Annotated in this window: 10 protein-coding genes and 1 tRNA gene; 2 read left to right on the top strand and 9 right to left on the bottom strand. The window is 70.5% G+C overall.

The genetic code is table 11. The annotated features are described in order from the left end of the window. Positions 1–2 precede the first annotated feature (2 nt). Both D456_RS0108700 and D456_RS0108695 read right to left on the bottom strand, forming a co-directional pair. Positions 3–1,541, bottom strand: coding sequence for an alpha/beta hydrolase (locus D456_RS0108700; protein WP_017575785.1), 1,539 nt, complete (start codon positions 1,539–1,541; stop codon positions 3–5). A 103-nt stretch (positions 1,542–1,644) separates the two neighbouring features. Continuing rightward, the gene (locus D456_RS0108695) at positions 1,645–2,817 is read right to left on the bottom strand and encodes a DNA polymerase III subunit delta' (RefSeq protein WP_017575784.1); all 1,173 of its coding nucleotides are present in this window, start codon (positions 2,815–2,817) and stop codon (positions 1,645–1,647) included. 155 nt (positions 2,818–2,972) lie between these two features. Between D456_RS0108695 and D456_RS0108690 the strand changes: the two genes are divergently transcribed. Next, positions 2,973–3,500: a pyridoxamine 5'-phosphate oxidase family protein gene (locus D456_RS0108690; RefSeq protein WP_017575783.1), complete on the top strand. Its 528-nt coding sequence runs from the start codon at positions 2,973–2,975 to the stop codon at positions 3,498–3,500. A gap of 198 nt (positions 3,501–3,698) precedes the next feature. Here the strand turns inward: D456_RS0108690 and tmk are convergent, their stop codons facing one another. From tmk to D456_RS0108660, 6 genes are all read right to left on the bottom strand, one after another. Continuing rightward, positions 3,699–5,840 (bottom strand): dTMP kinase, encoded by a 2,142-nt coding sequence (gene tmk, locus D456_RS0108685; RefSeq protein ID WP_026115700.1) that lies wholly within the window; start codon positions 5,838–5,840, stop codon positions 3,699–3,701. A gap of 239 nt (positions 5,841–6,079) precedes the next feature. Beyond that, entirely contained in the window at positions 6,080–8,905 is a 2,826-nt protein-coding gene (gene topA, locus D456_RS0108680; RefSeq protein WP_017575781.1) for a type I DNA topoisomerase, read from the bottom strand. A 625-nt stretch (positions 8,906–9,530) separates the two neighbouring features. Beyond that, positions 9,531–10,715, bottom strand: coding sequence for a hypothetical protein (locus D456_RS0108675; protein WP_017575780.1), 1,185 nt, complete (start codon positions 10,713–10,715; stop codon positions 9,531–9,533). 341 nt (positions 10,716–11,056) lie between these two features. Then, positions 11,057–11,626: a chaplin family protein gene (locus tag D456_RS0108670; protein WP_017575779.1), complete on the bottom strand. Its 570-nt coding sequence runs from the start codon at positions 11,624–11,626 to the stop codon at positions 11,057–11,059. A gap of 166 nt (positions 11,627–11,792) precedes the next feature. Continuing rightward, positions 11,793–12,848 carry a hypothetical protein gene (locus D456_RS0108665; protein WP_020480247.1) on the bottom strand — a complete coding sequence of 352 codons (1,056 nt, stop codon included), beginning with the start codon at positions 12,846–12,848 and terminating at the stop codon, positions 11,793–11,795. A 239-nt stretch (positions 12,849–13,087) separates the two neighbouring features. After that, entirely contained in the window at positions 13,088–14,410 is a 1,323-nt protein-coding gene (locus tag D456_RS0108660; RefSeq protein ID WP_026115699.1) for a M20/M25/M40 family metallo-hydrolase, read from the bottom strand. Between the two features lie 147 nt (positions 14,411–14,557). On the opposite strand from D456_RS0108660, the gene D456_RS0108655 reads away from it, so the two are divergent. After that, positions 14,558–14,642, top strand: a tRNA-Leu gene (locus tag D456_RS0108655). Between the two features lie 5 nt (positions 14,643–14,647). Here the strand turns inward: D456_RS0108655 and D456_RS23875 are convergent. After that, the gene (locus D456_RS23875) at positions 14,648–16,078 is read right to left on the bottom strand and encodes a recombinase family protein (protein WP_083904543.1); all 1,431 of its coding nucleotides are present in this window, start codon (positions 16,076–16,078) and stop codon (positions 14,648–14,650) included. Positions 16,079–16,162 lie beyond the last annotated feature (84 nt).

Genomic DNA, 16,162 nt, shown 5'->3' with positions numbered 1-16,162 from the left:
GGTCAGGCACAGACCATACCGTCCTCGGGCACGGTGAGATCGATCAGATAGTCGTCGACGATCCCGTCGATGCAGGGGTCACCCATGCGGTAGCCGGTGTGACCGTCCCCGTCCCGGGTGAGCAGGAAGCCGGGGTCGAGCTGCTCGGCCAGCGCCTCCGACCAGGCGTAGGGGGTAGCGGAGTCGCGTGTGGTGCCCAGCACCATGATCGGATCGGCACCCTCGGCGGTGAGCTCCCCGCCCTCGGACACGGCCTCCTCCGGCCAGAACGCACAGGTGAGGGCTCCCCAGGCGAGCCCGGGGCCGAAGAGCGGCGACTGCTCACCTGCGGCTTGCGCGGCCTCCTCGTAGGCGTCCACGTCGCGCGGACCGGGGGCGTCGGAGCAGTTCACCGCGGAGAGCATCGCAGTGGAGTTCTCGTAGGCCGCCGGGTCACCACGGCTGTACAGGTCGTCGGCCAGCTGCATCAGGACCGTGCCGTCGCCCTCCTCCATACCGGCGGTGATGCCCGCACGCACCCGTTCCCACAGGTCCTCGCTGTAGAGGGCGGCCGCCATACCGAGCTCGGCCCGGGCACGGTTGACCTCACGGTCGTCGCCGGCGTGGTCCAGGGGCCGGCGGGCGGTGTCCTCGAGAAAGCCGGCCAGGGCCTGCACACCGTCCTCGACCTCGTCGCCCGGCCCGCCGAGGGGGCAGTCCTCCCGGCCCAGGCAGTCCTCGACGAAGGCGCGCAGCGCGGTCTCGAACCCGGTCGCCTGCGCCACGCCGGCCTCCAGCGGTGTCTGGCTGGGATCGACCGCGCCGTCCAGGACGAGCGCGCGCACCCGGTCGGGGAACTGCTCGGCGTACTGGGCACCGATGTGCGTGCCGTAGGACGCACCCATGTAGGTGAGCCGGTCGTCGCCGAGCAGCACCCGGAGCACGTCCATGTCGCGGGCCACGTTCTCGGTACCCACGTGCATCATGAGCTCGGGGGCCTGCTCCTGGCAGGCGGCCACGAAGTCGCGGCTGTTCTCCTCCAGCTCGGCCACACCCTCCTCGGTGAGGTCCGCCGCGTCACCGGTACCGTCCTCGGTGTCGTACCCAGCACCGAGGTACTCGTCGATCTCCTCCGTCCCCATACAGGTCAACGGTGTGCTGCGGCCGACTCCGCGCGGGTCGAACCCGACCACGTCGAAGTTGCTGCGCACCTCGCCACTGGTGATGAAGGGAGCGGCGTCGGCGAAGTCGAAGCCCGAGCCGCCCGGCCCGCCGGGGTTGACCACGAGCGACCCCACGGGGTCACCGGACTCGGAGGGGAAGCGTTTGACGGCGATCTCGATGCGTTCGCCCCCGGGCTCCCCGTAGTCCAGGGGGACCTCGAACGTGGCGCACTCGGTACCGGAGGTGCCCTCCTCACAAGCGCTCCAGTCCAGACCCTGGTCGGTGAACGCCTCGGGCGCTGCTTCGGAAGGGGCCGGTTCCTCCTGCACGGGCCCTTCGGCCTCCTGACCCGTGCAGCCGGAGACGGCCAGAACCGCCACGGCGACCAGCCCGGCCACCGCTTTCCTCGCCCTCGTGCTCACCCGTCACCCTCCCGTCGTGGCCGCAGCACCGGCGTGTCCCCGGCGCCCGCCCATTCTGCCCGACAGCAGGACCGCGGCGTCAGCCGACCAGGAGGGCCGAGGTCATCGCCTCCATCGCGATCTGCGGGTGGACGTTTGCGGCGATGCGTCCACGGCACTCCATGATCGCGTCGAGGCGGCGCAGAGTGCTCTCGGGGGACCCGGACCCGGCCATGCGCCGCAGATCGCCGGAGCGCTCCTCGGTGGAGCGTTCGACCTGCGCACCGAGCTGGAGGGTGAGCACGTCACGGTAGAAGGCGGCCAGGTCGAGGAGCGCACGGTCGTAGGAGTCGCGTTTGATGCGGGTGGCGCGGCGCTTCTGGCGTTCCTCCAGTTCCTTGAGGGCCCCGGAGGCGCCACGGACGGCCTTGGCCACGCCCTTGCCCTTGGAGCCCTCGCCGAAGGCGGCCTTGAGCTCCTCACGTTCCTTCTCGTCGAGCTCACCGGTGAGCGCCTTGGCTTCCTGCTCGGCGATCTCGTAGAGGCGTGAGGCCGCCGCCACGCACGCACCGAGGCCGTCCAGGCGCATGGGGATGGACAACACCTCCTCGCGGCGGCTGCGGGCCTCGGGGTCGGTCGCCAGTTGGCGGGCACGGTCGATGCGTCCGGCCGACGCACGGGCCGCCTGTTCGGCGGTGGAACGGTCGATGCCGTCGCGGTCGGTGAGCGCGGCGACGAGTTCGGTGGTGACGGGGCTGGTGAGGGTGGCCAGGCGGCAGCGCGAACGGATGGTGACGAGCAGGTCCTCGGGGGTGGGAGTGCACAACAGCCACACGGTGCGCGGGGAGGGCTCCTCCACAGCCTTGAGCAGGGCGTTGGAGGCGGCCTCGGTAGCACGGTCGGCGTCCTCGAAGAGCACGATGCGGAACCGGCCCCCGGCCGGTTTGGAGCTCGCGCGCAGGACGAGGTCCCGGGTGGCGGCCACCCCGAAGCTGAGGCCGCTCGGACGCACGTAGAGCACGTCGGGGTGGGTGCCGGCGAGCGTCTGGTGGCAGGAGTCGCAGTGCCCGCAGCCGCCCTCGGTGCATTGCAACGCGGCGGCGAAGGCGCGGGCGGCCTCCTCCCGGCCCGACCCCGGCGGGCCGGTGAAGAGCCATGCATGGGTCATCCCGGTGCCGCTGCCACCGGAGACGAGGTCATCGGCCCCGGCGACGGCTCGGCGGAGCTGGGCGACGGCCGTCCGCTGGCCGACGAGGTCGTCGAAGACCGTCACGCGTACCCCCGGGGAAACTCGGTCCTGCAGGTCCGTCCCCAGGATAGGAGCGCCCGACGACGTTCGGACCCGCCCCGCGGGATCCCGTCCGGGCACGTGCCGATGAGTCCGGGGGCGGGTAGGTACGGGTGAACGCACCTCGTGAGGAGCACACCATGACCACGCACTCCGACTTCCCTGAGACGGCGCTGTGCCCGGAGTTCAGCACCCCCGGCGCCGGTCCCGTGCCCTGGGACCGAGCGCGTGCGGTGGTGACCGAGGCCCCGCTGTGCCGGGTGACGACCGTGCGTCCGGACGGTCGTCCGCACATGGCACCGCTCCTGGGTGTGTGGGTCGACGGGGCCGCGCACTTCTGCACCGGGGAACACGAGCGCAAGGCCCTCAACCTCGCGAGCGATCCCCACTGTCTGTTCAGCGCGGGCACGGACCGGTTGTACGGCCCGCCGGAGGTCGTGGTGGAGGGCCGCGCCGTACCGCTGGAGGAATCCGGCGACCTGGACCGGGTGGCCCGGGCCTACGAGGACAAGTACGGGGAGGAGGTGACCTCGTCCGAGGGGACCTGGTTCGGTCTCTGCGAGGGGATCCGGGCCGCGCGGGTGCTGGTCCTGCGGGTGGAGGCCGAGCGCGCGCTGGCGTTCGGCAAGGCCCCGGGCTTCAGCCAGACCCGGTACGTCTTCACGTGAGTGCGGCCAAAGCCGGGACGGGGGTGAGGCCCTCAGCCGCACCGCCTCCCGCTCGCCCCTCCCGGGCACCACGGTCGACGGCGACGGCACCACCACTGTCGAGGCCGTCGCCGATCGCACCACGCCACTGCCCTGAGCCCGCCGCACGAACAGGAGGAGGCCCCGGCATGCGCCGGGGCCTCCTCCTGCCCGAGGTACTCAGTCCTCGTCATTGACGATCGGGATCATGCCGGTCACCGCTTCGGAGCTGCTCGGTACCGGGTCGGGCAGCAGGCTGCGCACCCGCTTCTGGATCCGGCGGGTGACCTTCTCCAACGGCTCGCTCGCGTCCACGACCAGGTAGCGGTCGGGCTCGGCTTCGGCCAGGGACCGGAACTCGCGCCGCACCCGCTCGTGGAAGTTCGTCGACTCCGACTCGATGCGGTCGGCGGGGCCGCCCAGGCGGCCGAGGCCGTCCTCCGGGCGCACGTCCAGCAGCACCGTGAGGTCGGGGACGAGGTTCTGTGTGGCCCAGCGGTTGATCTCGCGCAGCTCCTCGGTCTCCAACTCGCGCCCGGCCCCCTGGTAGGCGAGCGTGGAGTCGATGTAGCGGTCGCTGATGACGACGGCGCCGCGACGGAGCGCGGGCAGGATCTCCTGCTCCACGTGGTCGGCCTTGTCGGCGGCATAGAGCATCGCCTCGGCCCGCGGGGTGATGTGGGAGTTCTCCCGGTCCAGCAGGATGCCGCGCAGGCGCATGCCGAGCTTGGTGGCGCCGGGCTGGCGGGTACCGACGACCTCGAACCCCTGCTCCCGCAGCCACACGGTGAGATCGCGGACCTGGGTGGACTTCCCGGCCCCCTCACCGCCCTCGATGACCACGAACGCGCCGGGGGTGCGCACCTCCCCGTCGCCTTCCCCTGCGTTGGGGTCGACCCCGCGCAGCGCGGCGAAGAGCTCCGGCAGCAGACCGGGGCCGGCCTCGGGGTCCTCCCGGTTGACCAGGTGGTGGGCGACGGCGCTGAGCACGACCGCGACCAGGCCGACCGCCATGAGCACGATGCCCGTGCCCCAGAGCTGGTACTCGAGCTCGCCGCCGAGAGGCAGGGTGTGGTCACCGGCCAGTCCGGCGACCACGGGGGTGAGTACGGCCACGGCCACGAAGGTCAGGCGGGCGGCCCCGTGCACGAAGGAGAACGCACGCTCACGGTGGGCCGACTCCTCCGAGACGGTGCCGGCGGTGGCGGACGCGGCGACGTCGAGCAGGCGCAGACCGGTACCGGCTGCCACACCGGAAGCGAACCCGAGGACCAGCACGAGCACGGCCGAGAGCACCATGTCCCAGACCGGACCGGTGAAGAGCAGCGCGATCGATGCGAGGAGGAGCACGAGACCGAACAGGCGCCGCCGGCTGAACTTCTTGAGCAGGCGCGGACCCGCGACCATACCCAGCGCGGCACCGCCGAAGACCGCGGCGAAGAGCACACCGAAACCGCCGTTACCGGCCCCCAGCGCCTCCACGTGCGCGCGGCCCACACCGACGACGGACGCACCTGCGGCCACCGCGGTCAGCAGGCCGATGACGAGCCCGCGGCCCAGGGCCGTTCCGCCGGTGTGGCGGGGGCCGCTCACGACCGAGCGCAGGACGGCGCCGTCGCGGGTGGGGCTCGCCGCCGAGACACCGGGGTTGTGTTTGGGGATCGGCAGGGTCCCCACGACGATCGCCGCGGTGAAGAACGTGAGGCCGTTGAGGTACAGCGCGATGTCGGCCTCGGGGTTGGCCAGCGAGGGCACGAACGCGCCGAGGACGTTGTTGAACGAGGCCAGGGCGGCGAAGAGCAGCGCGGCCAGGGGCGCGGTGATGTAGGAGGCCAGCAGTGTGAGGCGGTTGGCCTCGGCGAGCTGGCGGCGCGGCACGAGACTGGGGACGGTGGCGTCCTTGGCAGGGGTCCACAGCAGGGCGACGACCTCGGCGAGCAGGCTCGCGATGAACAGCCACTGCAGTGCGAAACCGGACCAGAGCAGCCCCACGACCGGGATGGACACGTAGAACAGCCCGCGCACGACGTCGGCGCCGACCATGGTCCAGCGGCGGTCGAGTCTGTCGGCCAGCGCACCCACCAGCGGGCTGAACAGGACGGACGGTGCGAGCTTGATCGCCGCGACCGCGGCCACGGCCAGGTGGCCGGCCAGGGGCGCGGCGTCGGCGGTGAAGACCACCGCGAGCGACATCAGCGCCAGCAGGCTCAGCCAGTCACCCAGGCTGGACAAGGAAAGCGAGATCCACAACCTTCTGAAGGATGTGATCGCCAGGACGTTGCGCGCCTCGGACGGCGCTCCCAAGGGTGCAGATCTGCTCATAGCGCTCACGATTGTCGATGAGGGGAGAGGGGACGGCGGGACGATCGACCCGCGCGAAGAATTTCGGTGGATGTTGACGGGGTTCGTCTACGTTTCAACGGCCCCGTCCGCCTCACACAGACTAGTACGGCGCGGCAATCCGGGCACAGTTCCTGATCGTCACGAGGGGATCTCGGAGGCGGAACGGCCCGCCCGAGATCGGACAGGCCGTTCCGTGCGCTGTGCCGGAGGGCGGCGGGTCAGCTCTCGTCGGTCTTCTGCGAGGAGCTCCTGGGCTCCCCGGTCTTCTTCGCGGGCGCCTTCTTGGCCGTCGACTTCTTGGTGGTCGTCTTCTTGGCGGCGGTGCCCTTCGCTGCCGTGCTCTTGGTCGTGGTGCTCTTCTTGGCCGGAGCCTTCTTCTTGGCCGGGGCCTTGGCGCGGCGCTCTGCGAGCAGCTCGGCGGCGCGCAGGTCGCCCAGGGAGTCGACCTCGTCGCCCTTGCGCAGGGAGGCGTTGACCTCCCCGTCGGTGACGTAGGGGCCGAACCGGCCGTCCTTGATGACCATCTTCGCACCGCTGGCCGGATCCTGGCCGAGCTCACGCAACGGCGGGACGGCGGCACGGCGGCCACGCTGCTTGGGTTTGTCGAAGAGCTCCTTGGCCTGCTCCGGGGTGATCGAGAAGATCTGCTCCTCGGTCTCCAGGGAACGGCTGTCGGTGCCCTTCTTCAGGTAGGGACCGAAGCGTCCGTTCTGCGCGGTGACCTCTTCACCGTCGACCTCGCCCACGACCCGGGGCAGCGACAACAGGCGCAGCGCGTCCTCCAGGGTCACGGTGTCCAGGTCCATGCTCTTGAACAGGGAGCTGGTGCGCGGCTTGACCTTGGCCTTGCCCTTGGGCTTGGTCCCGCCCTCGGCCGGCTCCTCCAGGACCTCGGTGATGTAGGGGCCGAACCGGCCGGTCTTGGCCACGATGGTGCGCCCGGTCTCGGGGTCTGTACCGAGCTCGCGGTCGCCGCTGGGCTGGGCGAACAGCTCCTCGGCCTTGTCCTTGGTGAGTTCGTCCGGGGCGAGGTCCTCGGGCACGTTGACGCGCTCGCCGTCCCGGTCCAGGTAGGGGCCGTACCGCCCGACCCGCAGCAGGATGTCGGTGCCCGGCACCGGCAGGGAGCTGATCTCCTTGGGGTCGATGTCCGAGAGCTGGTCGCCGACGAGCTCCTTGAGCCCGACCTCGGACTCACCCCCGGAGGTCTGGCCGCCGAAGTAGAAGCGGCGCAGCCACGGAAGGCTCTCCGCCTCGCCCCTGGCGATGTCGTCGAGCACGTCCTCCAGACGGGCGGTGAACTCGTAGTCGACCAGGTTGCCGAAATGGCGTTCCAACAGCTGCACCACGGCGAAGGCCAAGAAGGAGGGCACCAGGGCCGTGCCCTTCTTGAACACGTACCCGCGGTCGAGGATCGTGCCGATGATCGAGGCGTAGGTGGAGGGACGGCCGATCTCCCGCTCCTCCAGTTCCTTGACCAGGGTCGCCTCGGTGTAACGCGCCGGCGGCCGGGTGGCGTGGCCCTCCGCCTCCAGGTTCTCGGCCTTGAGCGGGGCCCCCTCCTCCATCGAGGGCAGGCGACGCTCGCGGTCGTCGAGGTCGGCGGCCGGGTCGTCGGAGCCCTCGACGTAGGCCTTGAGGAACCCGTGGAAGGTGATGACCTTGCCGGTCGCGGTGAACTCGGCGACCTCGTCGGCGCTGGAGGTGCCCTCGATCCGGACGGTGACGGACTCGCCGGCGGCGTCCTTCATCTGGGAGGCGACGGTGCGCTTCCAGATGAGCTCGTAGAGGCGGAACTCGGGGCCGTTCAGTCCGGTCTCGGCCGGGGTGCGGAAGGTGTCACCGGCCGGGCGGATCGCCTCGTGCGCCTCTTGGGCGTTCTTGACCTTCTTGGCGTAGACGCGCGGCTTGTCCGGCAGGTAGTCGCCGCCGTAGAGGCGCCGCACCTGGTCACGGGAGGCACTGACCGCACTGTCCGACAGCGTCGTACTGTCGGTACGCATGTAGGTGATGTAACCGTTCTCGTAAAGGCGCTGGGCGACCTGCATCGCCTGCTTGGAGGAGAGCCCGAGCTTGCGGGAGGCCTCCTGCTGCATCGTCGTGGTGCGGAACGGCGCGTAGGGCGAGCGCCGGTAGGGCTTGCGCTCGACCGAGCTGACCGCGAACGCGGCCCCGTCGAGGCGCCCGGCCAGTTCACGGGCGGTCTGCTCGTCCATGTGGTGCACGTCGCGGTCGGAACGCAGCGTGCCTCGGGAAGTGAAGTCGCGCCCCACGGCCACACGGCGCCCGTCCACCGACATCAGACCGGCCGGGAAGGTTCCGGCCCCGTCGGGGGCACCGGAACCGGAGGCGTCGAAGACCGCCTTGAGATCCCAGTACTCGGCGGGGGTGAAGGCGATGCGCTCACGCTCGCGCTCGACCACCAGGCGGGTGGCCACGGACTGCACCCTGCCCGCCGAGAGCTTCGGCATGACCTTTTTCCACAGCACCGGCGAGACCTCGTAGCCGTAGAGGCGGTCGAGGATGCGGCGGGTCTCCTGAGCGGTGACCAGGCGGGTGTTGAGGTCGCGGGTGTTGTCGGCGGCGCGGCGGATCGCGTCCTTGGTGATCTCGTTGAAGACCATGCGCCGGACGGGGATCTTGGGCTTGAGTTCCTGGAGCAGGTGCCACGCGATGGCCTCGCCCTCGCGGTCCTCATCCGTTGCGAGCAGGAGCTCGTCGGCCTCGGCCATGAGCTCCTTGAGCTTCTTGACGTGTGCCTTCTTGTCGGTGTTGACGACGTAGAGCGGCTCGAAGTCGCCGTCGACGTCGACACCCAGGCGCGCCCAGGCCTGCCCCTTGTACTTGGCCGGGATCTCGGCGGCCTTGGTCGGCATGTCCCGGATGTGGCCGATGCTGGACTCCACGACGTAGCCGCGACCCAGATAGCCGGCGATGGTCTTCGCCTTGGCGGGGGACTCGACGATGACAAGAGCGGTTCCCTCGCCCTGCCTTGCGTTGTCCTTGGAGCCGTTCTTGCCGGCGCTACCCTTCGTGGCTGGCACGCTGTTCCCCTACGTCTAGCCTTACCTGATCTGTTCGGCTGTGGTCCATCGGTGTCCTGTGGAGACCGACAGTAACCGAATACCGGGCCCTCCCCCGTCGGTGGGACACCGGGTCGTGTCCCGTACGCACGGACGACGTGTCGCCACGGTCGGCCCGCGCCCCACCGGCATCCGCAGAATAAGCGTTCGATGCACCGGTACCGGCCCGTAACCCTGAACAGGGACAACGGCGACGGGGCCCGGAACCCTTCCACCGCCACTGTCGAGCACCCAGAACGCCGTCAAGAGGTGACTTCCGCCACACTTGCTCTTCCTCGCCGTTCCTCCGTCCGCAATGCGGCGAGCCCTCCCGGATATTCCGAGAGGGCTCGACTCGCCCTGCATGGTGTTCTCGAGCGGAGGCCACCCCGCTCCCCTGCTGTCCACCGCGACGTCTGCGATCAGGGGGCGGAGGCGACCACCCTCGTCAGGTCCGCTCCTGTGGTGGATGCCTCAGGTGTCCCGCGGTCCACCGCGACCTCCGTTGACCGAACGGAGGCGGGACACCTTCGTGCTCCCGGTCCCGACCTGCACGTCGGGACCTGCCACGTTCACGGACCCGGTGGGGCGTGTGTGGCTCCGTCCCTCACAGACCCAGGCCCACAGCGCCCAGCACGTCGTCGACGGGGCTGCCCAGGCCGCCCTCGGATGCCTCGGGCAGCAGCCCCGTGGAGTCGTCGGAGGGGGCCTCTTCCGCAGGGGCCGCCGGGGCCGGGGACTCCTCGGCCGGCGCCTCGGGGGCCGGGTCCACCGGAGCCTCCTGCGCGACGACGTTCTCGGCCGGAGCCTCCTCCGCGCTCTGGGCCTCGGTCTCCTGCAGGTCGTACGCCACGGGCAGCTGCTCGGAGACCGGGACCTCAGGCAACTGCTCGACGACCGGCAGGCTCTCCAGCGCCGTCTGCTGCTCGGACGCGCTCTGGTGCTCGACCTCGGCCTCGGCGTCCGTGGCGTTGGCCCCCGCAACGCCCAGCACGCCGATCCCGTTACCGGTGACGTTGACCGGGACGTCCAGGTCGCCCACCAGCTGGTTGCCGCCCAGCAGCGAACCGTTGCCGGAGGAGCGCACGTCCTGGTGGTGGTGCTCGACCTCGGCCTCGGCGTCCGTGGCGTTGGCCCCCGCAACGCCCAGCACGCCGACCGCGTTGCCGGCGATGTTCACCGGAACGTCACCGTCGATCACGGCCTGGTTCCCGCCCAGCAGCGAACCGTTGCCGGAGGTGGCGACGGAGTCGTGGCCGTGTCCCCCGGGGGCCGACTGGCGCAGCACGCCGGCGTCCACCCCGGAGGTGTCCGCGGCCGGCAGGAGCTGTGCGTTCTCTGCGGCCTCGCCGAGCACGTCGGTGGCCGTGACCTCGCTCGGCGCGGACTGGTGCTCGACCTCGGCCTCGGCGTCCGTGGCGTTGGCCCCCGCAACGCCCAGCACGCCGACCGCGTTGCCGTCGATGTTCACCGGAACGTCACCGTCGATCACGGCCTGGTTCCCGCCCAGCAGCGAACCGTTGCCGGAGGAGCGCACGTCGTTGTCACCGTGGTCCTCGACCTCGGCCTCGGTCTCCGTGGCGTTGGCCCCGGAGACGCCCAGGGCACTGACCGCGTTGCCGGCGATGTTCACCGGAACGTCGGCGTTGGCCACGATCTGGTTCCCGCCGATCGCCGACCCGTTGCCGGAGGTGGCAGCGCCGCTGTCGGCGAAGGCGACCCCGCTGCCCAGGGCGACGAAGCCCGCCGCGAGGAGCAGCGACTTGGCGGATGTACTGGCCCACTGACGCATGTGGAACGTCCTTTCCAGATTTCGGAAACGTCCGTCTGATGACTGAGAAGGTTGTGCCGCCGGACCCGGGCCGCCTCTCCCCTGGTTGGGGACGGCGCCCCCGGTCCGACCGGGGAACATCCGGTCGGCCGCGCACCTGGACGGTGCGTGTCTGCCGGGTCGTGGGACGCGCCGCCACCGGTGTCCACTGGATGTGGGACCGGGTGCGCACGCCCTGTCCGATCAACCCCGCCCCTGGTCGGGACGGTGGCTGACGTGAACCCCGCAAACATGGCCTCCGGCCCGTGCTGCGGGACTCGCGTCAACCCCCGGACCGCCCGTCGGCGGCCCGGGAGGGCCGATCAGGCTCCCGCGCGACGGCGCAGACCGAAGAGCAGGCCGGCGCCGACGGCCAGCGCACCCACGGCGGCGGCGATCAGGCCGACCAGGGGGCCGCGCTCGGTTCCGGTCACTGCCAGGTCCTCCTCCACCGGGGAGGACTCACTCGGCGCGGAGATCTCGTCGGGGACGTGGCCCGGCTCCTCACCCTGGTCGTCGGGCGTCTGCGACCCCGGCTCATCCGGGTGCTCGGGCTCACCCGGGCCCCCGGGCTCCTCGGGGTCCTTCGGCTCACCCGGGTTTCCGGGCTCCTCGGGGTCCTTCGGCTCCTCGGGCTCATCCGGGTGCTCGGGGACCTTCGGCTCCTCGACGGAGGCCCCGGAGTCGGTGCACTGGGCGCCGGCCACACCGAGCAGGCCGATGGCATTGCCGCAGAGGTTGATCGGCGCGTCGACGTCGGCGCCCAGCTGGTTGCCGCCACCGATCGATCCGTTCCCGCTGGTGGCGGTATCGGCGAAGGCGGCGCCCCCGGAGGTCATCAGGAAGCCGGCAGCCACCAGGGCGGCGATCCGGGCGTGGGTTTCATTGGTCATCGCATGTCCTTGGGTCGGCGAGAGAAGAGTTGACTGGAGCCACTCGTGTCGACCGCGGACAGGCATGACCCGGGCGCTGGGGCCGGGGTCGAGGCGCTACCCGCCGGAAAGGGCGGGGCGACTGCGCGCAAGCGCGCGGACCGGCCGCGGTCGTGGAAGATCGCGGCTAGTCAGGGGTGTACGACGGGTCGTCGGCAGCGTCGCGGACCACCACAGTGGGGTCCCCGGGCAGAACGACCCGCTGGGCCCGGGGAGCCGTGTGACCGGCCCGGGCGGTGAGGAACCCGGCAGCACCGGGTGCGGGGAAGGTCGGCGAGGAAGCGCCCGTGGCGTCCGTTCCCACCGAGTACTGGCCGCCACCGGCGATGAGGTGGATACGCTCCGCCCCATCATCGGAGGACACGTGGTGGGCGGCCTCCTCGGCCGCTGCCCGCCACGCGGGGTCCTCCGTCTGGGCGAGGGCCTGTGCGGCGTCCGCAGACGCGGAGGTCTCTTCCTCCCGGCCGTCGCCGCGCCCGTCCCCTTCGGGCTCCGTGGAGAGTTCGCCGTCGTCGGTCTCGCGTGTCTCGTCTGCGGCGGTGCCGTCGACGGGCACACCGACGGAGCGGGCCGACTCGGTCAGCCCCTCGGTGACACTGTCGACCAGAGTGGTCCCGCCGCGCAGGGAGCCGTCGGTGGACTCCACGACGTCCTCGCCGGTACGGGCCAGGCCGGTGACCAGCTCGCCCGCACCGCGGGCGGTGTCGCCGACGGCCCTGGAGGTCTCGTCGACCACCCGGCCGGGCTGTTCGCCGGCCCCTTCGAGGGCTCCGGAGACACCGGACTCGCCAAGGGAACCGGTCACGTCCGCAGCACCCTCGAGGGACTCGGCGGCGCCGGTGCCCTCCAGAGTGTCCGCGGGCAGGGAGACGGCACGGGAGGCGGTCTCCCCGGTGACCCGACCGGTGGTTTCGGTAGCACGGGCGGCGGTGTCGGAGAGCCGGGAGTCCCGGACCTCGTCGCCGGCCGCCTGGCCGGCCTGCTCGGTGTTCTCCCCGAGCTCCCGGACGTTGTCCACGAGCCCCTCGGACTCGGGGGCGGTGTCACTGTGGGCGACACCGAACCCCCCGGCCAGCCACGCGACGGCGACGATGCCGGACAGGAGCAGCAGACGGACCAGGGCGTTGGAGCCGTGGTCAGCGCGTCCGGTCAGAACCGGCCACCCCCGACCCACGAGCACCATCGATGCCCCTTTCCTCGCTGCTGGACGGTCCCGCGCGTCGGCATCACCACGGCCGCGCGGCGGGGCCGGGCCGTCCGCGCACACCTGAGACCGGTGGCGCCGAGGGACTCCAACCCCTTGAACTCGACGCAACCATAGCATCACGTTCCGTGACTGAACACCGGTCCGCCAGGCCGGACCGAGAAGATTTCGGCCCGGCCGGAGGGCGTCCCGGGACAAGTTCTCCCGAGACGGACAGATCAGCTCATGCTGACGAATCGGTCGAGTACCCGCACACCGAACTGGAGGCCGTCCACGGGCACCCGTTCGTCCACCCCGTGGAACATTCCGGCGAAGTCGAGCTCCGGGGGGAGCTTCAACGGGGAGAAGCCGTAGTTGCGGATCCCCAGGCGCTGGAAGCTCTTGGAGTCGGTACCGCCCGACAGGCAGTAGGGCACGGCCTTGGCACCCGGGTCCTCCGCCAGCAACGATTCCGACATCGCGTTGACCAGGCCGCCGTCGAAGGAGGTCTCCACCGACGGCAGGTGCTGGATGAACTCGCGGCTCACCTTCGGGCCGAGCAGCTCGTCGATCTTGGCGAAGTACTGCTCCTCGGTGCCCGGCAGGAACCGGCCGTCCACCTGCGCGGTCGCCTCACCCGGGATGACGTTGGCCTTGTAACCGCCGCCCAGCACCGTCGGGTTGACCGTGTTGCGCAGGGTCGCACCGATCATCTTCGCGATCGGGCCCAAGCGCGCCACCGTGCCCTCGACGTCGCGCTCGTCGAAGGGGATGCCGAACTCCTCGCACACCTCCTCCAGGAACGTGCGCACCGTCGGCGTCAGGTACACCGGGAACTCGTACTCGCCCAGACGCGCGACCGCAGCGGCCAGCTCGGTCACCGCGTTGTCCCGGTTGGTCATCGAGCCGTGGCCCGCCGTGCCGCGCGCGGTGAGCTTCATCCACGCGATGCCCTTCTCGGCGGTCTCCACCAGGTACAGGCGGCGGTTCTCCTCCATCGTGACCGAGAAACCGCCGACCTCGCTGATGGCCGAGTCGCAGTCGGCGAACAGCTCCGGGTGTTCGTTGACCAGGTACTGGGCGCCCCACGTACCGCCGGCCTCCTCGTCGGCCACGAACGCGAGCACGACGTCGCGCGGCGGACGGCGTCCCTCGCGCAGGCGCTGGCGCATCATCGCCAGGACCATCGCGTTCATGTTCTTCATGTCGACCGCGCCACGGCCCCACACGCATCCGTCGGCGATCTCGCCCGCGAAGGGGTGGTGCGTCCAGTCCTCGGCGGCCGCCGGGACCACGTCGAGGTGGCCCTGGATCAACAACGGCGGGCGGCTGGAGTCCTCGCCCGCGATGCGTGCCACGAGGTTGCTGCGCCCCGGGTGGCTCTCGTAGATCTGCGACTCCACACCGACCTCGTCGAGCCGGCCCGCGACGTACTCCGCGGCCTTGCGTTCACCCGGACCCGAATGGTCGCCGTAGTTGGAGGTGTCGATCTGGATGAGCTCCCTGCAAAGGTCTGTGACCTCGGCTTCCGCCGCGCTCAGGTCTGTGTCGGGTTCAGCCATCTGTGCACTCCCGTCCATCCGCACCTTGTGCCCTGCTTTCACCCGAACACTAGCCACGGAGTGCCCTCGGCGGAAAACATGGTTCGGGCACCCTCTCAACTTTGCTATGGTTGAAGTGCACGGAGCGAGAGCCCCGGCATCACCCAGGTCCGGGTGGCGGAATAGGTAGACGCGCTAGCTTGAGGTGCTAGTGCCCGTTAAGGGCATGGGGGTTCAAGTCCCCCCTCGGACACGGAATTACCCCATGAAGGGGTACGGGCCCGATCCAGGTGACTCGATGACGTCGCTCTGGGTCGGGCCTTCGGTGTCTTCAGCTCGGGCGAGCTCCCACTCCCCTGAGTCGCACAGGACCACGAGATCGTCCCTGCGTAAACGCCGGAGGGTGTCGAGCGGACCGCTGTCGGGAAACCATGCGGCAAGCGTGGCCATCGCCCGGTCCTCACGGACATAGAGACTCTTCTCCCGAGCCGATCCGCGCGGCCGGGAACTGTTGTGGCCGTGGCGGCACCGATAGCCCGGCCGGTCATTGACCCAGTGCGCATCCATCCGCCGTCCGCACATCCGGCATACCAACAGCCCAGCGCACAGGTACTCGCGAACCCGCCCGTCCTTGGTCGGACGGCTCGCACGTACCGCTTGGACCGCGACGAAGTCCGCTTCACTGACCAGCTCCGGATGCGCGGCCTCCTTCGAAACTGCCCAATCCTCCCCCGGCCCGTCCCTGGTCGAACTTTCCGAACCGGAGATGCGGGCGGAGCGAGCGCCCGAGCTGCGCTGCCAGACCTGGCGGCCGGTGTAGCGGGGGTTGTTCAGAATCGCGGCCACGGTCTGTACCGTCCACGCTTGCGCCGACCGGTGTGGGTTGCGCTGTCGGTCCGCGCTCGACGGGCACGCCACACCCCTCTCGTTGAGCCGTCGAGCGATGCCGGCCATGCTCCGCCCAGCTAACCGTTCGGCGAAGATCCACCGCACCTGCGGGGCGGTTCCCGGGTCGGGGACCAAGCGTTGCAGACGGCGCCCCCATGCGGCATGGGCACCGTTGGGGTGCGGGCCGGCATCCACGAGCCGGTACCCGTAGGGTGGGCGCCCTCCCAGGTAGCGCCCCTGCTCACATGTTTGGGCCCGCATGGCGGCCAGCACCCGGTGCCGACTGCGGAGCACCTCACGCTGAGACTGGGCTCCCAGCACCGTCATGAGCGCCCGATGCATCGGATCGCTCAAGTCGACCGGCCCTGCGGCTTCGGGTAACCACACCTGCACCCCGCAGTGCCCGAGTTCCGTCGCGATCCGTTCGAACTGGTCGCCCACGAACGCACGCTCGTATTCGCCCACCACGATCGCGTCGAACGGGCGCTCACTGCTGGTGGCCATCCGAAGCAGCGCCGCCGCTTCGGGACGTTGATCCCACGGCACCTGACGCGAACACCCTCCGTCGAAGAACTCGGCCACGATCGCACCGCGGTCGGCGATCACGGTCTCTGCTGCCTCGCGTTGCCAACCGCATGAGGACTGCTGGTCCTGGAAACGCGTCGTGGAGGTGCGGCCGTAGAACGCGAGCCGCACCCCGTGGGGTTGCCCGTGGCGGCTCCTACGTCTGCCTGTGCGGCGACCGCTCTTGATCCATTTCCACAGCTCGTCTTGGTTGCCTGCTTCGCGAACCACCGCCATACCGCCCCTTCCACCGATTCGGCCTCTTAGAGGTCATCTCATTTGGCGAGTCTGCGGTAGCAGATCAGCGTGCAGGCGATACCG

The sequence above is a fragment of the Nocardiopsis kunsanensis DSM 44524 genome (genome assembly GCF_000340965.1).
Classification (GTDB): Bacteria; Actinomycetota; Actinomycetes; order Streptosporangiales; family Streptosporangiaceae; genus Nocardiopsis; species Nocardiopsis kunsanensis.
Note: the sequence above shows the minus strand (reverse complement) of the source record. Positions and strands in the feature narration are given on the sequence as shown.